The organism is Desulfopila inferna, assembly GCF_016919005.1.
GTDB lineage: Bacteria > Desulfobacterota > Desulfobulbia > Desulfobulbales > Desulfocapsaceae > Desulfopila_A > Desulfopila_A inferna.
The window spans coordinates 1-19,786 of record NZ_JAFFQE010000010.1; the positions used below are offsets into that span (position 1 = coordinate 1).

15 protein-coding genes and 1 riboswitch are annotated in these 19,786 nt (G+C 50.4%); of the genes, 5 read left to right on the forward strand and 10 right to left on the reverse strand.

The features are described from left to right. Both JWG88_RS19630 and JWG88_RS19635 read left to right on the forward strand, forming a co-directional pair. A partial coding sequence (locus JWG88_RS19630) for a 2-oxoacid:acceptor oxidoreductase family protein (RefSeq protein WP_205235507.1) occupies positions 1–370 on the forward strand: 370 nt, incomplete at its 5' end. After that, positions 370–1,620 (forward strand): lactate racemase domain-containing protein, encoded by a 1,251-nt coding sequence (locus tag JWG88_RS19635; protein ID WP_205235508.1) that lies wholly within the window; start codon positions 370–372, stop codon positions 1,618–1,620. The genes JWG88_RS19630 and JWG88_RS19635, both read left to right, overlap by 1 nt. 210 nt (positions 1,621–1,830) lie before the next feature. On the opposite strand, the gene pta is transcribed toward JWG88_RS19635, so the two are convergent. The 3 genes from pta to JWG88_RS19650 all read right to left on the reverse strand — a co-directional run bounded on the left by pta (position 1,831) and on the right by JWG88_RS19650 (position 6,707). After that, entirely contained in the window at positions 1,831–3,936 is a 2,106-nt protein-coding gene (gene pta, locus JWG88_RS19640) for a phosphate acetyltransferase (RefSeq protein WP_205235509.1), read from the reverse strand. Between the two features lie 100 nt (positions 3,937–4,036). After that, positions 4,037–5,299 carry a (Fe-S)-binding protein gene (locus tag JWG88_RS19645; protein WP_205235510.1) on the reverse strand — a complete coding sequence of 421 codons (1,263 nt, stop codon included), beginning with the start codon at positions 5,297–5,299 and terminating at the stop codon, positions 4,037–4,039. Beyond that, positions 5,286–6,707, reverse strand: coding sequence for an FAD-binding oxidoreductase (locus JWG88_RS19650; RefSeq protein ID WP_205235511.1), 1,422 nt, complete (start codon positions 6,705–6,707; stop codon positions 5,286–5,288). Before JWG88_RS19650 ends, JWG88_RS19645 begins: the two co-directional genes overlap by 14 nt. A 215-nt stretch (positions 6,708–6,922) precedes the next feature. After that, a riboswitch (cobalamin riboswitch) is annotated at positions 6,923–7,129 on the forward strand. Between the two features lie 121 nt (positions 7,130–7,250). Between JWG88_RS19650 and JWG88_RS19655 the strand changes: the two genes are divergently transcribed. Then, positions 7,251–7,391 (forward strand): hypothetical protein, encoded by a 141-nt coding sequence (locus JWG88_RS19655; RefSeq protein ID WP_205235512.1) that lies wholly within the window; start codon positions 7,251–7,253, stop codon positions 7,389–7,391. A 164-nt stretch (positions 7,392–7,555) separates the two neighbouring features. Here the strand turns inward: JWG88_RS19655 and serB are convergent, their stop codons facing one another. After that, positions 7,556–8,794, reverse strand: coding sequence for a phosphoserine phosphatase SerB (gene serB, locus JWG88_RS19660; RefSeq protein ID WP_205235513.1), 1,239 nt, complete (start codon positions 8,792–8,794; stop codon positions 7,556–7,558). A gap of 87 nt (positions 8,795–8,881) precedes the next feature. On the opposite strand from serB, the gene JWG88_RS19665 reads away from it, so the two are divergent. Further along, positions 8,882–9,136: a hypothetical protein gene (locus tag JWG88_RS19665; protein WP_205235514.1), complete on the forward strand. Its 255-nt coding sequence runs from the start codon at positions 8,882–8,884 to the stop codon at positions 9,134–9,136. A 426-nt stretch (positions 9,137–9,562) separates the two neighbouring features. Further along, entirely contained in the window at positions 9,563–11,062 is a 1,500-nt protein-coding gene (locus JWG88_RS19670) for a methylenetetrahydrofolate reductase C-terminal domain-containing protein (protein WP_205235515.1), read from the forward strand. A 183-nt stretch (positions 11,063–11,245) separates the two neighbouring features. Here the strand turns inward: JWG88_RS19670 and JWG88_RS19675 are convergent, their stop codons facing one another. The 6 genes from JWG88_RS19675 to JWG88_RS19710 form a co-directional block, all read right to left on the reverse strand. Further along, entirely contained in the window at positions 11,246–11,446 is a 201-nt protein-coding gene (locus tag JWG88_RS19675; protein WP_205235516.1) for a cold-shock protein, read from the reverse strand. Between the two features lie 142 nt (positions 11,447–11,588). Next, positions 11,589–12,866, reverse strand: a complete 1,278-nt coding sequence (locus tag JWG88_RS19680; RefSeq protein WP_205235517.1) for a DEAD/DEAH box helicase — start codon at positions 12,864–12,866, stop codon at positions 11,589–11,591. Positions 12,867–13,577: 711 nt separating this feature from the next. Next, entirely contained in the window at positions 13,578–16,265 is a 2,688-nt protein-coding gene (fdhF, locus tag JWG88_RS19685; RefSeq protein WP_240194635.1) for a formate dehydrogenase subunit alpha, read from the reverse strand. A gap of 5 nt (positions 16,266–16,270) precedes the next feature. Next, the gene (nuoF, locus tag JWG88_RS19700) at positions 16,271–18,052 is read right to left on the reverse strand and encodes an NADH-quinone oxidoreductase subunit NuoF (protein WP_337833147.1); all 1,782 of its coding nucleotides are present in this window, start codon (positions 18,050–18,052) and stop codon (positions 16,271–16,273) included. A gap of 4 nt (positions 18,053–18,056) precedes the next feature. Beyond that, positions 18,057–18,524: an NADH-quinone oxidoreductase subunit NuoE family protein gene (locus tag JWG88_RS19705; RefSeq protein ID WP_205235518.1), complete on the reverse strand. Its 468-nt coding sequence runs from the start codon at positions 18,522–18,524 to the stop codon at positions 18,057–18,059. Between the two features lie 437 nt (positions 18,525–18,961). Then, the gene (locus JWG88_RS19710) at positions 18,962–19,729 is read right to left on the reverse strand and encodes a bacteriohemerythrin (protein ID WP_205235519.1); all 768 of its coding nucleotides are present in this window, start codon (positions 19,727–19,729) and stop codon (positions 18,962–18,964) included. Positions 19,730–19,786 lie beyond the last annotated feature (57 nt).

The window sequence follows — 19,786 nt, forward strand, 5'->3', positions numbered from 1 at the left end:
GATTAATTTCCCCGGGGTCACTCAGCCCAATATTCTGGTGTGCCTGACCCAGGAGGCCTACAACTCCTTTTCGCCGATCATCAGGCCGGGCGGCACCCTGCTCACCGACTCCCGCTACGTGCAGCAGACCAAAAAGGTCGACGCCAAGCAGCTCGAGCTGCCGATGTACGAGCAGGTCATGGAGCAGATCGGCAAGCCGATTGTCTTCAACATCTGCGTACTCGGGGCTCTGATCGGCCTGACCGGCCTGCTCAGGCCGGCATCCCTGCTGGCCACCATCAAGGATCGGGTACCTCCCGGCTTTATCGACATGAACACCCGGGCCTTTGAACTGGGCATGGATATGGGTGCCGAATATTCGATGCGCTGATGACTCATAAACAATTAAAGCATGTACAAATCCCATACGGCAGCAGGACGTTTGAGGCCCTATTGCCGTATACTGCCACCGTACTCGATATTATCGAGCCGGAACAGCGCATGTCGATTAAATATTTTGCCGGAGCTCTCAGGGATCAGCTGCAGTATAATACTCTCGAGCTCGACGATACCATCATTATCGTTGCCGACAAAACACGGACATGCGGCTATTCAACCTACCTGCCGGTGCTTATCGGCGTCCTCAAGGAATATGGCATGCGGGGCGATCGACTGCGCTTCATCATTGCCTACGGCACCCACCCGAGGCAGAGCGATGCCGAGTGCCGGGCAAGTTATGGCGAAACCTACAGCAAATACCCCTTCATCCACCACGACTGTACCGCCAGCAATACCTTTGCCGATTATGGAGTAACCTCGCGAGGAGTACCGATACGGCTGCGCCGGGACATCGTGCAGGCTGGCTGCGTCATAACCATGGGGCCCATATGTCATCATTATTTTGCGGGTTACGGCGGAGGCAGAAAACTGATTTTTCCCGGTTGCGGAGAACGTGAGGCTATTTACGCCAATCACAGTCTCTACCTCGACAAGCCGAACAATCGTCTTTCTCCGGGATGCCGGCCGGGGGTTCTCGCCGACAACCCACTGGCCGACGATCTTTTCGAGATTGCGCAGAAAAAGGAGGCGGACCTGGCTATCCACGCCATCATGAATTCCCGAGGCGAGGTCTGTGATATCCGTCTCGGCTCAGACAGAACAAGCTACCTGGAAGCATGCGAAATCCATGGCAGGCTCTGTGAATCATCCTCCGCCCCCTTTGCCGTGGTGGTAGCTTCCTGCGGCGGCTATCCCAAAGATATCAATTTCATCCAGAGCCATAAAGCCATACACAACGCCGCGATGTTCGTCCGCGACGGCGGCACGCTTCTGCTTTTCGCCGAATGCCGGGATGGTATAGGTTCAAAAACCTTTTTACCGTGGTATGAGAAGGGCGGATTCGACGAAGCCTTCCGGCATCTCTGCCGCGACTATGAGGGAAATGGCGGAACCGCTCTGGCCATGATGGCCAAGACCCGACGCATCCGAATTGCAGTGGTCACCGAACTGGAAGAGGAAATCTGTATCAAAATAGATGTTGAAAAGTGGAGCAGCAGCCAGGCTCTGAGCTTCATACATGATCTCGAAGAACCGGCAGGCTTCATTGCCAATGCCGGACTGCTTGTGCGTAAGGTGCAGTAGATAATCTTGAAAAACAGAAGCTGTCCGAGAACCCTTTCGGAGTCTTCGCTTACCACCTATCTCTCCGTTATTCCATAAAAAATAATACTCACAGATAAGCGCAGACTCCGATATCAAATATATGGCTGTGCTTTTTTTATGAAATGCCTCGGAGTCTCACAATTTCGCTTACCTGACCTGAGAAAAAATGACTATTCTCGGACAACCTTCTCAGGTCAGCCCCTTTTCCGCCTGGGCCTGAATGGCGGTGATGGCGATGGTATTGACGATATCCGTTATCTGACAGCCGCGGCTAAGATCATTTACCGGCTTGTTGAGTCCCTGCATAATCGGACCGATGGCTACGGCCCCGGCGGAACGCTGCACGGCCTTATAGGTATTGTTGCCGGTATTCAAATCCGGAAAGATAAACACTGTAGCCTTACCGGCGACCCTGCTCTCGGGCATTTTCGTCTTCGCCACCGCCGCATCGACGGCGGCATCGTATTGGATCGGACCTTCAAGCAGCAGATTTGGAGCTTTTTGCTGGGCAATGATAGTGGCCCGTTTCACTTTTTCTACTTCTTCGCCGATACCCGACTCACCTGAAGAATAGGACAGCATCGCCACCAGTGGCTGGATCCCGAAAAGCTCCGCGGTTCGGGCAGATTCAATGGCTATTTCAGCGAGCTGCTCGGCACTTGGCCGCGGATTGACCGCACAATCGCCATAGACCAGCACCCTGTCCCCGAGACACATGAAAATGACCGATGACATGATGGTGCTATCCGGCTTGGTCTTGACGAACTCAAGAGAAGGACGGACGGTATTGAGGGTGGAATGAATGGCCCCTGATACCATGCCATCTGCATGCCCTTTGTACACCATCATCGTGCCGAAATAATTCACCCCGGACATCACATCCCTGGCATTATCCGGGGTAATGCCTTTGTGCTTGCGCAGCTGGAAGTAGGTTTCGGCATAGTCATCGAAACGCTCCGAGTGCTCGGGTTCTATTATGCGAACATTATCAAGAGCAAGTCCCAGGGCGCCGATCTTTTTTTTGATCATTTCTTCTCTGCCCAGCAGAATAATCTCCGCGGCATCACGATGAATGACTATCTCCGCAGCCTGGAGAATGCGGTCTTCCTCACCCTCCGGCAGGACAATGACCTGTTTATGCATCCGGGCCCGCTTAATCAGGCCGAACTCAAACATTTTGGGAGAGGTGAAGAGCATCTTGTGACGAATAATCCGTCTTCGCAATTCCGTCGTATCGACGTTTGATTCAAAAAGCCCCAGCGCCGCAGCAACCTTACGTTTCGATTCCGGGGATATACTGTTGTCGATACCCTGTATTTTGGTGGCTGTGGTAAAGGTATCCTCCTCCACCTTGATTATCGGGACCAGATCCTGGATTCCGTGAAGAAGGTTGCGCAGCAGTTCATCCGGTTCCAGATACCCGGTGAGGACAAATCCGCCGATATTCGGCATATTGCTGGAGCGATAGGCGGCCAGGGTCCCCAGAATGATATCCAGACGATCAATGGGCGTTATCACCAGATTGTCATCGCTCAGTCTGGGCAGATAATTTCTCAGATTCATGGCCGCAACCACAAACCGGGAAATCGGCCGGTTGAGCTGTTTTGTGCCATAGATGACTTTGGCGTCCAGGGCCTTGACGATTTCCGCCATGGTCAACCTGTCGAGTGTCTGCTCATAGGGAATGGAATAGATCAGATCCACTTTGTCCCGCAGATTTTCCCGAAGCGCCTGCAGAACCTGAGCTTGCAGCTCCTCAGGTGTCTTATTGACAATGACCGAAAAAACATTGCTGCCTCTCTCCCCAAAGGACTCCACGGCGAAGCGACAGCTTCTCACCACACTGTCCACGGAACCATTATGGCCATTGGATATTACCAGGACGGGGCAGGAAAGATTATTGGCAATCTCGACATTGAGTTCAAATTCCAGAGCAGACGAGTCACTCTCAAGATCCGTTCCCAGGCAGAGCACAAAATCATGCTCGTTTTCCAGTTCCTTATACCGGTCGAGTACCCCCTCAAGCAACTTGTCGTGTTTTCCCTCAGAGACCAAAAGCTTAGCCTCATCCACCGTATAGGCGTACATCGATCTATAGGGTGTTTCGAGATTGTAATGAATCGAGATGAGATCGATGATTTTATCTTTTCCGTCGACCGTATTTTCATCACTGATCAGCGGACGGAAGAATGCAACCTTGTCCAGATTACGTACCAGAAATTCCATGACCCCCAATGCAATCAAGGATTTTCCGCTTTTGTGTCCCAGGGCGGTTATATAGAGATTCTTAGACATACGAAAAGCGCCTCGTTGCTGATTATTGATGGACTTGTCCATCCTGGTGAGACGGACTCAGACATATCCTGCGGGACAAACTCAGGGCCACCGGTAAAATTCAGTTCTCTCCCGCCAAAGCCTCTTTTATGAGGTCCAGGATATGAACGGCCTTCACTTTAAGACCGGCATGATTGATGCTGTCCTGGAGTTGCATGATACACCCCGGGCAGGCTGTGGCTATCATTTCCGCACCGCTGTCCTTTAATCCCGGGATCTTTTTGGCGCCGATGGCCTTGCTGCTCTCATAGTGGTGAACGGAAAAGGTACCACCCAGACCGCAGCAGAGCGCACTGTTTTCCATCTCAACAAAATCGACATTAGGCAAGGCCCGGAGCAAGCTCCTTGGCTCCGCAGTAATGCCCTGATTCTTCAGGTGACAGGGATCATGATAGGTCACCCTGCGACGTTTCTCCCACCGTTTTCTCCCGGCAAGTTCTTCAATCATGCCGGTTTCTTTGAGAAAGACGGTAAAGTCAACTACCTTATCGGTAAACCCCTGATCATTGCCCTCCATGGTGGCATAATATTCGCCGATGCCGCCGTAGCAAGAGGCACAGGCGGTGATGATACTCACCTCGTCATATTTACCGAAAGCCGCTGTATTGGCGGCGGCTAGCTCTTCAACTACCGTGCCGGCACCAGAGGATAGAGCAGGTATGCCGCAGCACTGCTGGGATCTTGGGGTATGAATGGAATATCCAATTTCTTTAAGGATGGTGATCATGGAGACCCCTATATCGGGATAGATATAGGTGATGGAGCAGCCTGCAAAAAACCCGATAACCGGCTTGTCGTCATCGCCCCGGATAAACTCGGGGACTCTGTCGAAAAGATTGCGAACGGGAAGATGCGGCAGGGTGCGCTCCTTCATTAAAGGAAAGGGAAAGCGAAGCCGCAGACCACTTGAGCCCGGAACTTTTTTCAGCATCAAGGGGGACAGCAGGGCGCCGCCCCGGGCAAGGGCCTTCATCAGGGCTTTCGAGCTGATCACGGTCGAGACCGATTTCCCGAGACGCGAAAGCCCCTTATTATCGGTTATCTCCCGGCGCATAGCTCCGACAATCTCAGCCGTCGGTACCTTGTTCGGGCATTTCGCCGTACAGGAACCACACATCAGACACATGCTGATATCCTCTTGAAGTCGCTCTTCCAGAGTTATTTTGCCATCCAGAAGAGATGCTGCCAGGGCTATCTTGCCCCGGGCCACATCGCCTTCCTTGCGGTTCTCTCTATATGCAGGACAATGGGCCTGGCAGACGCCGCACTTGACACACTGGTTAATCTGTTCCTCAAGGTCCTGAAGTTTCTTATTTGTGCTCATCCTGCCTTTCCTGGATCGGTAATAACTCCGGTTCGATGAAGATTTTCCCGGGATTCAAAATATTGTTTGGATCAAAGGCATGTTTCACTGCACGCATATAGGCAATGGTTGACGGGTCAAGCTCCATGCCGAGATAGCGGGCCTTTGATGTTCCTATTCCATGTTCCCCACTGAGCGAGCCTTTCAAGGCAACTGCCGCAGCAAAAATATGCTCCATCACCTCGTGAACTTTCTCTTCCATGCCCGTTTCACGTAAATCCACCATTACATTCACATGAATATTGCCGTCTCCTGCATGCCCGAAATTTACAATGGGGACAGCATAATCCTGTGAAATCTTCTCCAGCGCACGTATCATCTCGGGAACCTTGGAACGCGGCACCACAATATCCTCATTAAATTTATCCGGATTGATCTTGCGCAAACTGGGACTGACATTGCGGCGAACCTGCCATATCTCCTCCGCCTCTTCCCTGGTGGCAGCCACTCTGACATCAACAACACCGAGAGGACGTACTACCTCGAGGATCTTTGCGGCCTGCTTCTCAATCAGGTCGGGATCTCCGTCAACCTCGATAATCAACAGAGCGCTGCATTGCAGCGGCAACGGTATGGGGGAAATATCGCGGATGCAGCTGACGGTGGCGCCATCAAGAAACTCCAGGGTCGTGGGCACAATTTTTGCGCGTATTATTGCCGAAACCGCCTGTGCCGCTCCCTCAATGGTCTCGAACTGAACCAGCATGGTTTTATCGGCTTCAGGTTTCGGCAAAAGCTTCAGGGTTATTTCAGTGACGATACCCAGGGTGCCTTCGGAGCCGACCATGAGTTTGGTAAGATCATACCCCACTACATTTTTGAGGGTTTGCCCGCCGGTACGAATAACGTCGCCCTGCGCGGTGACGACCTCCAGACCTAAGACAAAATCCTTGGTCACCCCGTACTTAACGCATCTGGGTCCGCCTGCACACTCGGCGATATTACCCCCCAGAGTAGAAAACTCTTTGGAAGCCGGATCGGGAGGATAGAACAGCCCCTGCTTTTCCACCGCTCTCTGCAGATCGGCGGTGACCACGCCGGGCTCCACCACGGCAATCAGGTTGTCACTGTCAATCAGGCGGATTGTATTCATTCTGGTGAGTACCAGAACAATACCGCCGCGAATGGGAAGGCTGCCCCCGGTAAATCCCGAGCCCGCCCCCCGGGGCAGGATAGGCAATCTGTGGGTATTGGCCAGTAGGGCGATTTTCCTGACCTGTTCGGTGTTTTCTGCATAGACGACCACGTCCGGCAGAAACTCTTCCATGGTGGCATCGTAGGAATGGGTTATCCTGTCGCTTTCCGCCTTGGATACATTCGAGCTGCCGACGATATTTTTCAGCTCTGCGACTATTGCCTCGGTAATCATTCTTTGCAATGCCCTTTTTAATTGATGGCCCGTAAAAAGTTTTATAACAAAATTAACACATACCCAGCCCGAATATTCCAAACAAGGTGAAACAGAACAAACAAATATATATCTGATTCCGGTTTTTGCAACTGGTCCCGCCCCGGCCTGTCATTATACCGTATGCTGTATATCTTTTTTTCAGAACATACCATTTGACCATTCCCGCAATCTCCGGTACACTGATTTCGTGAGGTGTCGCCTCAACTCCGATATCAAAATAATCGGAGCGCGACCTAAAAGGGAATTCCGTGCAAATCGGAAACGGGCCCGCCGCTGTGACCGGGGACAGACCCTGCATATGCCACTGACATTAAGGTTGGGAAGGCGCAGGCAAAGGATGATCCGGAAGTCAGAAGACCTGCCGCACACTTACTGAACGGCCTCCGAGGATATGGGGCCGCACTGTTGCATCTGTGGAGAAAAAGGGACCCCGGATCAATGTACATTGGTTCGGGTTTTGTGCACTCCCGGACCTTCACTTTAAGCAACTGGAGGATGTGTATGCCGAAGAATGAAATCGCCTTTACCAAACAGGCACTTCTGGCCACCAGGGACTGGGATACTTTCCAGGCCCTTTTACGAAAATGCCTTACGAACCGCAAGACTCCCATAACTAGTTCCCATCCAGAAACGCCCCCCTAACTCTTCGTTGCACTAGCGGATTTAATCCTCGCAGGTAAGCGAAGACTCCGATATTAAGTATATGCTTCCGGTTAAATTTGCCAGTGCGCCTCGATTTAGTACAGAATACCTCGTTTCTGGGTGGACACTGAATAAAAAAACACTAAGCACAGGTATGCTCCCGGTCACAGCTCGACCGGGAGCGTCTTATCCTGACGGATTTCCCGGTCGTGGATGCCGATGAGGTACAGCAGACCGTCCAACCCTACACTGGAAATCGTACTGCCGGCCTTTTCCCTGACCATCGGTTTGGCATGAAAGGCCACTCCCAGGCCAGCCAGACTGATCATCGGCAGATCATTTGCACCATCTCCCACCGCTATGGTCTGCTCAAGGTTGATGTTTTCTTTTTCAGCTATCATTTTGAGGAGATCAGCCTTTTTCTCGCCATCAATAATTTCTCCGACTACCTCTCCGGTGACCCTGCCGTCGACAATATCAAGAGTGTTGGCATAAACATAATCAAAGCCCAGCTTTTTCTTGAGGTATTCTCCCACGAAAGTAAATCCGCCGGATAAAATACCCAGCTTGTACCCAAGGCCCTTGAGAGTTTGAGTTACTATTGCAGCACCTTCAGCCAGGGGCAACGATTCGGTTATGGAGGCAAGCTTCCCCTGCTCCAGTCCCTTGAGAAGAGCTACTCTTTGCCTGAAGCTCTCTTTGAAGTCGATTTCGCCGCGCATAGCCGAAGCGGTAATAGCCGAGACTTCCCTGCCTTTTCCGGCAAGAGCGGCCAGCTCATCTATGACTTCCACGGTGATCAGGGTAGAATCCATATCGAAAACCACCAACTTTCTGTTGCGTGTGTAGATATTGTCAACGTGAAAAGAAATATCAATGCCTGTTTCCTGGGATATTTCCATAAATCTGCGCCGCATATCCTGGACATCTTTAGGGGTGCCGCTGGCACTCAGCTGAATGCTCGCCCGGGGGTTTTCCTGGGGACAGGCCAGAGAAATCCGACCGGTCAGGCGGTAAATGGAATCAATATTAAGATCATTTTCATGGATCACGGAGGTCACTCCGGCAATCTGCTGAGCCGTCAGTTTCTTTCCGAGCAAGGTTATCTTGCGCCTCTCCTGCCCCTGTGCCCTGACCCAGGATTCATAGCGATCATGGTCGACGGACTGAATATCAACTGATAGTCCGAGATTATGCCCCTCATAGAGCATATCCTTATAGAGTGCGGGAAAATCATGTGATTCAGGAATTTCAACAAGAACTCCCAGTGAGATATGTTCATGGATCACCGACTGGCCGATGTCCAGCACATTCACATCATATTGCGCCAGAATCGAAGTGAATTTAGAATTGAGACCCTTCCGGTCTTTTCCGGTAATATTTATCAGTATTATTTCGCTCATATAACACTATCCTCAAACAGCTCTCTGCCGTTGGCAATTGTGGATAAAAAGTCGCCATCTCAATCTCAGACGGCTATCGAAAGTTCAATGCACAAAAATACACAGGGAGATCAGATTATTTCGGTACCGGCAAATGTTTATGGTTCTGTCGATGATCATTGCCAAGGAGCAATATTTGCTTACTTTTCTCTTTTTCGCAACATCCATCTGAGTCATCCCGGGAAGACGTGTAAAGCTGTCTGGCTTTTTCTCAACCTGGATCCATGCACGGCCCTGTTGGATACAGGGAAGGAGCGTATACGCAATTGCGATGCCGGCTTATACACCTACATCCTTTTTTAACTCTGTCTTTGGCTTACAGCTGACTCGAGCAGACTGAACATTTTTTTGCTCCCGCAAATATAACAGACTACTGAGTGCCACAATGTAACACCCTGCAAACGCTGAGTTTTTCCGACATTCCGACTTTTGGATCAATTTTCATTATCTATTTATTCAATATTTATGGTGTTTTCTTTTCGTATTTTCACTGTAGAAAGATGTTATCACTTCAGGAATTTCAGGGAAGTTGCAGAGTTTTAGCTCTTTTTCCAGCCCTGTTTAACCAAAAGTGATTATACTACAACGTAGAGCTTCCATAGGGAACTGTTCAAGCTCCACATCTCTGTCATATCAACAGGGCAATGGGGCGATGGAGGCGAATAGAACATTCCAGGATGGGAATAAGCGATATTCCCTTACCTGAGTACATTAATTAAGGAGCGGATTGTGAAGCGCAATTTTAATGATGACATTTCGACACCGGACAAATTTGTCGTGACCCTCGAACTGGTGCCAGGTCGGGAGATAACCGGCAGCAAAATCGACAAAATCAAAAATATCGCCAGAGATGCCTGCTCCGATGATCGCATCACGGCTGTATCGATAACCGATAATCCCGGTGGCAATCCGGCCCTCAGTCCCGACGCGCTGGGCCACGAAATGCAGAGTTACGGCATGGACGTAATCGTCCACTTCACCTGCAGGGACAGCAACAGAGTGGGCATGGAAAGCCGGGCATTGCAGCTTGCTCACATGGGTATGAAAAATATCCTGGCGCTGACCGGAGATTATTCCGGCAAGGGCTTCGGAGGCAGGGGCACTCCGGTTTTTGATTTTGATTCCGTCATCCTGACTTCCATGCTGAACGATCTCAACAACAGATTGATCAAGACAGGTCATTCGGAAATCTTCAAAACCGGCTGCGCCGTCTCTCCTTTCAAATTCACCGAAGGCGAGACCATGGTGCAGTACAGCAAACTCAAGAGAAAGATTGAAGCCGGGGCAACCTACGCCATTACTCAACTCGGCTATGATATCGATAAATACGAGGAGCTCCTGCTGTACAAGCGGGAGCACAATTTAGATATTCCCGTCCTCGCCTCCCTCTATCTGCTCGGCAAAGGACCCGCCCGCCCAATGAATGCCGGCAAGGTTCCCGGCGTTCATGTTTCCGACCGGTTGCTGCACAAGGTATTACAGGAGTACGAAAGCGGTGAAGGCAAAAAACAGGCAATGGAAAGGATCGCCAGATTAGGCGTGGTACTCAAGGGAATCGGCTACAACGGCATCCATATCGGCGGTATTCATGACAGCTATGAAACCGTGGCGCAGGTTCTCGACCGCATGGACGAGATTGAACATAACTGGCAGGACTACAGAGAAGAATTCCAGGAGAATGATCCCAACTGCTTCTATCTTTACAAACAACAGGGTCAGCCTGAAACGGTCAGGCCATACAAGGAGAAGATCAAGCTCAACGTCGGAGACAACTGCCATTATCTGTTCCTGCGTACTGCCCATGATTGGTTTTTCGATAAAAATGCTACCCTTGCTCCGGTCTATAAAAAGATTTCCAACTCTCTGGATAAATCCAAGACATCCTGGGCCTTGAAGCTTTTCCTGGAAGATCCCTTCAAAAAGCTGATGCTCTCCTGCCAAAGCTGCGGAGACTGCGGTATTCAGCATGTCGGCTTTCTCTGTCCGGAGTCGGGATGTCCTAAGCATACCAGAAACGGACCCTGCGGTGGAAGCAATCGCGGCTACTGCGAAGTCAATGAAGACAAATTATGCGTCTGGGTAAGAGCTTTTTATCGTATGAAGAGATACGGCGAAACCGACGAGCTCACCGGAGAATTCGTACCACCTCGTCTCTGGGAGCTCAAAGACACCTCGTCCTGGATCAATTTTCACCTCGACCGCGATCATCAGTCCAACAAGGCCGCCTGACCCTGTCTTCTTCGACAACACCTGCTCCCCTGGTTGCTCTGCCATATTTCCAACCAACCGGGGGAGATACTTTTCCTCGGCCAATCTGCTCACACCTACTACTCCAAGCATCAAGTATCAAGAATCACAAAAAAAAAGCCCCGCCTGAAAAGGCGGGGCTTTCTATCAGAATAGATTCAGATATCAGCTTTTAACGACATTCTCCGCTGCCGGGCCTTTGGCGCCTTCGACAACATTGAAAGTTACTCGTTCACCCTCCTCAAGAGTCTTGAACCCCTGAGCCTGGATAGCTGTATGATGTACAAAAACATCACTTCCGCCGTCCTGTTCGATGAAACCAAAACCTTTAGCATCGTTAAACCACTTTACTGTACCTTCAACCATAATGTTACTCCTTGTTCTTGTGCGTTTTTGTTCGCACGGTAGTGTTGGCCCTGAAATAGAACCTTTTGTAATTCGCTGATTATTAATCTAACCCAGCTGAGCCGTATTAATAAGTCAGCCATTCATATAAATGCAGGAAGCCTTATTTGCATCGTGCATTTAATCCAAAAACAGGGGCAGACGCCGAGGATCTGCTGGTACGTTTTCCTCTGCCTGACCTGTTGTTATTTGTTTTTGCCGAAGACGGCTCCCGCCTCTTTTGTACATAGGCAGGCCTTTCGATATCCTGGTGCAATTCAGAGTGCGGCAGTAAAACCGACTGCTTTTGCAGCTTTTTATTCATGGATTTTTCGATCATGCTGATGATCTTGCCATCCTCTGCAGTGGCAAAAAGAAAAGCCTCACCACTCAGAGTGGCTCTGCCGGTCCGGCCGGTTCGATGAATATATGCTTCCGCCGTATCCGGAGCATCGAAATTGATGACATGAGAGATACCGGCTACATCGATGCCACGAGCGGCTATATCGGTTGCTACCAGTATATTGAAGGTGCCGTCCTTAAAACCGGCAAGCGCCTCCTGTCTCCTGTTCTGCGAAAGATTACCCTGCAGCGAAGTGGCCTTAAACCCTGATTTTGCCAGTTTTGCGGCCAGATTTTTTGCTTTGTATTTCGTCCTGGTGAACACCAGCGCAGTACCGATACCACTCTCATTCTGCTTGAGCAAATGGAGAAGCAGTGCGGTTTTCTGGTTTTGCTGAACACTGTACAATGTATGGGCAACTGTATCCGCAGGTTGTATTCTGCTGATCTGCACGGCCACAGGCTTATGTAAAATCTCCTCCGCCAGCTTGCGGATCTCCCCGGGCATCGTTGCGGAAAAAACCAGAGTCTGTCGCTTGCGCGGCAAAAATCCGAGTATTCTTCTGATGTCGGGCAGGAAGCCCTGGTCGAACATATGATCGGCCTCATCAAGAATAAGGTGTTCAACACGATCCAGATTCATAGCGGAGTCCCGCAGAATATCCAGCAGACGCCCCGGACAGGCCACCACGATATCGACACCCTCTCTCAGTTTCCTGATCTGAGCCGGCTTGCTGACACCGCCGTATATAGCCATACTGCGCAGATGCGTGTTTTCAATCACTTCCTCTGCATAATCATGTATCTGTTCCGCCAGTTCTCTGGTTGGAGCGATAATCAAGGTACGTATATGTTTCTCTTTTTTTGCCAGCAGATGCTGCACCATCGGCAGAATAAATGCGGCGGTCTTGCCGGTACCTGTTTGTGCCAGTCCCAAAAGATCATGTCCTTCGAGAATTGGTCCCATTGCCTGTGCCTGAATAGGCGTCGGCTCAAGATAGCCGCTCTTTTTTACTGCACCCAGAATATGCGGGCCAAATTGAAAATCGTTAAAACTCATTAAAACTCCTGGAGATCATGACGGTTGAGATTGACGCGGCCCTGACTATTATCTGTTGCTCACAAAGGGCAGTGGAAAAAACTGTCTGATCTCGTAAAATTCACATAACTGTCGTTATTTGACAGGAATCATATATCCCTCAAGCCCATCGACTGCAGGGCAGTACGGTGTCTTGGTGACGGGATTGTATATAATTCAGTATTTGAGGAAAACCGAAGGCTGCAACAGGTCCTCGTCTTCCCCGGGTGTTCGTCGCACGACGGACACATAAAAAATAATTCAAAGCAAAAAAACTTCTAAGCCTGATATGGTTCCTGTATTGATGGGAAGTTTTAACAAGATTCAACAATTAAAGGTCTCACAGGTGTCATCATGAAATAATAGCGAGAGGTTTCCGGGGAAATCAAAGTGTCGAATAAGTCAGAAGATGTGGTGAAAAAAGACACGATACCAATAAAAAGTTTCAATACAGTTCTTATACAGCAAGCAACAACTTTTTAGGTATCGGTTCTAATGAATGATCACAGAGGATATCATGAAAAGATGCTTCAATTAATACAACAAAAGCTATTATAAGCGATCTGCCATCGTATTGCAAGGTGTTATTTGCGTATTCTACAATTATTTATCGCAACGGCCGGGAAATGGATATGGCCGCTGCGGATTTCCCCCGATCCCTTCTCTATGTGCCTGGGATCAGGGGGGAAAATTTCAGGTAGGCTCTTTCTCGACATTCACCGCACAGACCTTTGCCTCCATTATCTTGGAAATCGGATCGAGGGCATCACTTGTCAAAATATTTGCCGCCGCTTCCTTGTAGTGAAACGGAATAAAGACAACCTTTGGCGGAACAATATCGGATACCCTGGCCTTCAGCGATATTGATCCCCGGCGCGACGAGACGGTAAGCCTTTCTTTATCCTCGACGCCAAGCCGATGGGCATCCTCGGGATTGAGTTCGACGAAGGGTTCGGGCGCTACGGCATCAAGCCCGACGGAGCGTCTGGTCATGGTGCCCGTGTGATAATGGAAAAGCTGTCTTCCGGTGGTGAGAATGTAAGGGTACTGCTCGTCCGGCAGCTCATGGGAGAGCACATGCGGCACCTTGGTAAACAGAGCCCTTCCTCCTTTCCGGCTGAAACCATCCTTAAAGAGGTAGGGAGTTCCCGGATGATCCGCCGACGGGCAAGGCCACTGCAGGCTTTCCCGCTGCAGTCGCTCATAACTCATTCCCGCAAGTGCCGGCCAGAGCGAGGCCAATTCGGCAAAGACCTCATCGGCTTTCAGGCTTGGCCCGGGAACCGTGCTGATGCGCCGGTAGATTTCCTGAAATATATGAAGATCCTCCCGGGCCTGTCCAGGGGGATCGATAGCCTGACGGATCGGCTGCACTCGGCGCTCGGAAGAGGTAAAGGTTCCGGTTTTCTCGGCAAAGGATGCGCTGGGCAGCACCACATCGGCAAGCTCCGCCGTCTCGTTCATGAAAATATCCTGGACCACAAGAAAATCGAGACTCTCAAACCCCTTGATGGCATGAGTGGAATTGGGGTCAGAAGCTGCCGGATTCTCGCCGAAGATATACATCCCCCGCAATTTTCTGGAGATCATGGCGCCTGCCATCTCCGAGGCCGCGAGTCCCGGCTTGTCGGAAAGCGGTACTCCCCAGGCCTGCTCAAACTTCTCCCTGACCTGTTTATCGTCAACCTTCTGATAGCCTGGATACACATTGGGCAAACAGCCCATATCACAACAGCCCTGAACATTATTCTGCCCGCGCAGTGGATTGACACCGGCTGAGGGCTTACCGAGATTGCCGGTGAGCATGGCCAGATTGCCGACGGCATGCACGTTATGGGTGCCGAAAACATGTTGGGTTATACCCATGGCATAATATATACCGGCGCTGCCGGCGCTCCCGTAAATACGTGCCGCCCGGACAATATCCTGCGCCGGTACTCCGGTGACCTTTTCTGCGAATTCGGGGGTAAACTCATCCAGAGTGGCGCTGAATTCTTCGAAGCCTTCCGTACGATTGCTGATAAATTCCTTATCCTCCAACCCCTCCTTGAGGATCACATGCATAATGGCATTAAGCAGGACGGAGTCCGTTCCCGGTTTATGCCGCAGCCAGAGGGTGGCGAACTTCACCAGGGGAATCCGGCGGGGATCGGCAACGATCAACTGTGCACCATTGCGGACAGCCTCTTTCATCTTCAAAGCGATTATCGGATGGTTTTCCGTGGTATTGGAGCCGATAACAAACAGTGCCTCGGCACCGGCTATCTCGTCAACGGAGTTACTCATTGCACCAGAACCGAATTTTGCGGCCAGCCCGGCCACGGTTGCACTGTGTCAGTAGCGGGCACAGTGATCGAGGTTATTGGTGCCGAAACCGGCCCGGAAGAGTTTCTGGAATATATAGTTCTCTTCATTGGTACACCTGGCCGAGGCCAGGCCTGCCAGTGCATCGGCACCGTATTTTTCCTTGATTCCGCTGAATTTTGCAACTATCAGATCAAGAGCCTCGTCCCAGGAGGCAGTCTGCAGTTCCCCCCCCTTCTCCCTGCGAATCAGCGGCGTAGTCAACCTGTCGGGACTGTTTATGAATTCATAGCCGAAGCGTCCTTTGACGCAAAGCCAGCCACGATTATGATTGTCTGGGCGCGAGGTTATCCGGGACACCTCGTTGCCATGAGTATGGAGGGTAATATTGCAGCCGCAGCCACAATAGCCACAGGTCGTTTCCGTCTTCTCTACACCCTCATGGCGCGGACGACCAGCCCAGGCTTTACCGGAAAGCGCGCCAGTGGGACAGACGGAGATACACTGGCCGCAAAATTCACAGTCAAGATCGCGCTCGAAGGGAGAGCAGACTTTGGTTTCAAAACCACGACCGGCAAAACCAATAGCTCCAACTCCCTGGATTTCATCACAGACACGAACACAGAGGCCGCACATCACACATTTATTCTGCTCGCGCATAACAAAAGGATTTTCGTCGATTCGGTCATGATCACGCATTTCTCCCTTATATTTGCTTTCACGAATATTGTAGGTATAGGCGAGTTCCTGCAGCGTACAGTCCCCGGCACGGATACAGACCATGCAGTCGTTGGGATGATCGGAGAGCAGCAGTTCCACCACCCCCTTGCGCAAACGATAAAGCTTTTCACTCTCGGTGGAGACGTTCATGCCATCGACCGCCGGGGTGGTGCAGGAGGTCACCGGTTTGGGCATTCCTTCGATTTCAACGAGACAGAGTCTGCAGCCACCGTGCGGTTTCAAGCGGGGATCGTAACAAAGGGTCGGCACCTTCACCTTCAGCTTATGGGCGGCCTCGAGAATTGTCGTGCCCTCGGGGACTTCCACCGGATTATTGTTAATTGTCAGATTTACCATGGTTACTACTCCTTGAGCACCGCGTTGAACTTACACGCGTCAAAACACGACCCGCACTGGATGCACAGTTTATTATCTATCTTGTGCGCTTTCTTCTTTTCTCCGCTGATGGCATCGACCGGACAGGCCCGCAGGCACATACCGCAGCCGACGCAATGATCCTCCCGGATAAAAAAGGTTAACAGGGCACTGCACACTCCTGCCGGGCATTTCTTCTGGTTTATGTGCGCTTCATATTCATGGCGAAAATACTTCAAGGTGCTGATCACCGGATTTGGCGCCGACATGCCAAGGCCACAGAGACTCGAATCCCTGACGTCTTCGGCCAGAGTCTGGAGCAGCTCCAGATCCTCTTTTTTCCCCTCGCCCTCGGTAATCCGGGTGAGAATCTCGAGCAGTCTCTTGGTACCGACCCGGCATGGAGTGCACTTACCGCAGGATTCCTCCTTGGTGAATTGAAGAAAGAACTTGGCTATATTGACCATGCAGTCGGTCTCATCGAGCACGACCATGCCGCCGGAACCCATCATCGAACCAACGGAATGCAGTCCTTCATAGTCCACCGGCAAATCGATATGCTGCTGTGGAATGCAGCCTCCGGAGGGCCCCCCGGTCTGTACGGCCTTAAAAAGCCTGTCCTCTTCAATGCCGCCGCCAATGTCATAGACGATTTCCTTGAGAGTCATACCCATGGGAATCTCGATCAAACCGGTGTTGCGGATTTTGCCGGTCAAGGCAATTACCTTGGTTCCCTTGCTGGTTTCGGTGCCGATCCCAGCAAACCACTCCGGGCCCTTGTTGATTATCGGCGCAATCGTTGCCAGGGTCTCGACGTTGTTGATAATGGTTGGTTTTCCCCACAGCCCCTTATTGGCGGGAAAGGGCGGTTTGGCTCGCGGCATGCCGCGCTCTCCCTCGATAGAGGCGATCAGCGCGGTTTCCTCGCCGCAGACAAAAGCCCCCGCGCCGAGCTTGATTTTGAGTTCGAATTCAAAACCTGAACCGCAAATATTACTGCCCAGATAACCCTTCTCCTTCGCCTGGCTGATTGCTGTTTTCAAACGCTGTACCGCCAGGGGATATTCCGCCCGGATATAGATATATCCAAGGGTGGCGCCGATCGCATAGGCACCGATGATCATGCCTTCAATTACCGCATGCGGATTGCCTTCGATGATGGAGCGGTCCATAAAAGCCCCAGGATCACCTTCATCGGCGTTGCAGATGATATATTTCTGTTCGCTCTGGTTTGCGGCACAGAAACCCCATTTTACTCCGGTAAGAAAACCTGCCCCGCCTCTGCCCCGCAGACCGGCATCCCTGATAGTGTCGATAACACTCTGGGGCTGCATGGAACCAAGTACCTTTTTCAGTGCCTCATAGCCGTCAACCTGGAGATAGTCCTCGATTGATTCAGGATCGATTTTGCCGAGATCTGCCAGGACAATCTTTTCCTGTTTCTCATGAAAGGTATGGTAATCTTCACCGACAAGCCACTCCTCCACCGGTTTAGCTGCCAGGATATGCTCTGCCACCAGCCGCTTCACCATTTTTTCTTCGATATATTGGTAGGTGGAGGTCTGCTCACCGATGGTGATATCGACCAGCACATCCCTGGCGCAGAATCCGCGGCAGCCGACCTTATGGAGCTTGCAGTTTTTTTCTACCCTGGCATCGGCTATTCCCGCAGCCGAGAGCTCCTCCCGAAAGGCTTCCATTACCTGAACACCACCGGCTGCGATACCGCCGGTGCCCATGCATACATTGACGGTAATATTGCTGCTCACTTTGTTATTCCTTATATTTTTTGATGTTTTTTATCATTTTATCCGGAGACTGCTTACCGTAGACCTTCTCATTAACAAGCACCACCGGAGCAATACTGCAGGCTCCGACGCAGTTGACGTTTTCCACGCTGAACAGCATATCCTTAGTGGTCTGATCATCCCCCTTGAGCCTAAGTTCACTTTTCAGTTTTTCGATGATCCTCGGCGCCCCCTTGACATGACACACCGTACCGGAGCAGACAGTAACTATATTTTTGCCGCGGGGGTTGAGGTGAAACTGCGAATAAAAGGTGATCACCCCGTAGAATTTTGCGGCCGGAATATTAGAGCGTTTGGCAAACCACTCGACAGATTCCTCCTGGACATAGCCGAACTCATTTTGAATATCCTGCAGTATCGTTATTATATTATCTCCGCCGACGACTGATTTTTGATAAATAGACTCCAGCTTTTCTTCCTGTTTCTTCTCCATTGAAGATGTCTCCGTGCATGCGCTTGTCGTTACTTTGATTCATAGGCCGGTATATTCCCACCCGATTGGCAAAAGACACCCGAACCCATCATTTTTTATTATTTCCAGGAAAAAAGATAACAACGTTGCTCTCTGGTGTCATTAAAAAAACCACCACAGAGTGGTAGTTCCAAACATCATGCCTTTTCCGCATCCCTGAAATTCTCCTCTGTCCCGGATGAACCCCAATAAGAGCGAAGAATTGCGCAATTTATCTTTTTTTATTGTATATTGATGTGCACCCCGAACTGCAGGCAGACGCAGATCTGCCTGGCAACTTGCATCACCTCAGATAAGCAGACTGCACTTTCCCCTGGGGAACGGATAAGGTTGTAAGAAATGTCTGGAACAAATCGAATGTTCTCATTCTCCTGCAGAAATTTGATCCTTTTCTACCTTTAAAACTTGTGGACTGCGCCGCAAATCTCCGTTAAAAATTTCACTGTCTCCGGTGCTGCTGAAACGAACTCGACCCCATGAAAATTTTCATTGGAATTTTTTACCCTTACCTTCTCCTTCATGCTGAAATTTCTTCCCACCCGGCAACTAATAACCAGCAGATCATCGACGGCTATCTGCTGGTTTCCATATATTTTCAGACCTCCGCTAGCCAGATCGACAACAGTAACGATACCGGTTTTCATGGTGTTGGCGTTATAGCAATGTCCAATGATATTTTCGTCGAGAACCCGGTCGTGGCGAATCCGCTTATGCTGGCGCCTGTCGATTTCAGTGCTGTCAAAATCTTCAAACCTGTCAATGGGAAAGCTGATCCCTTCCGATTTTTTCTTTTTCAGTGTAGGAATATCACACTCTTTGATATGTTTAAGTAGCCAGTTCTCCAGAAATTCTCCGGGATCCACCTCAACCGCTCTATTATTTCTAAAGTCAACGGCGTATTCATGAAGCTGCTTGAGAAGTTGATAATGGAAATAACAGTGAGTGGAAAAACTGCTCTCCTCGCGAATCAAGTTTTCTTCGGTCTCAAAATGTTTAAAGGCATAGCTCATGATTACAGCAAACAAAGTATCGATAACCTGTTTGCTCATTCCCATATTCAAGGCGTTGTTCAGATCATTGGCTAGATCGAATAAGATCTTATGCTGGTCGTCGATAATTTCCACGTCAACATTCAGGTTTCTGTCCCATTTCATTGCTTTTTTCATCGTCTTTCCCAAGCGGTAAATTATATTTTGATCCTTCGTATCACTTTTTGTCATTAA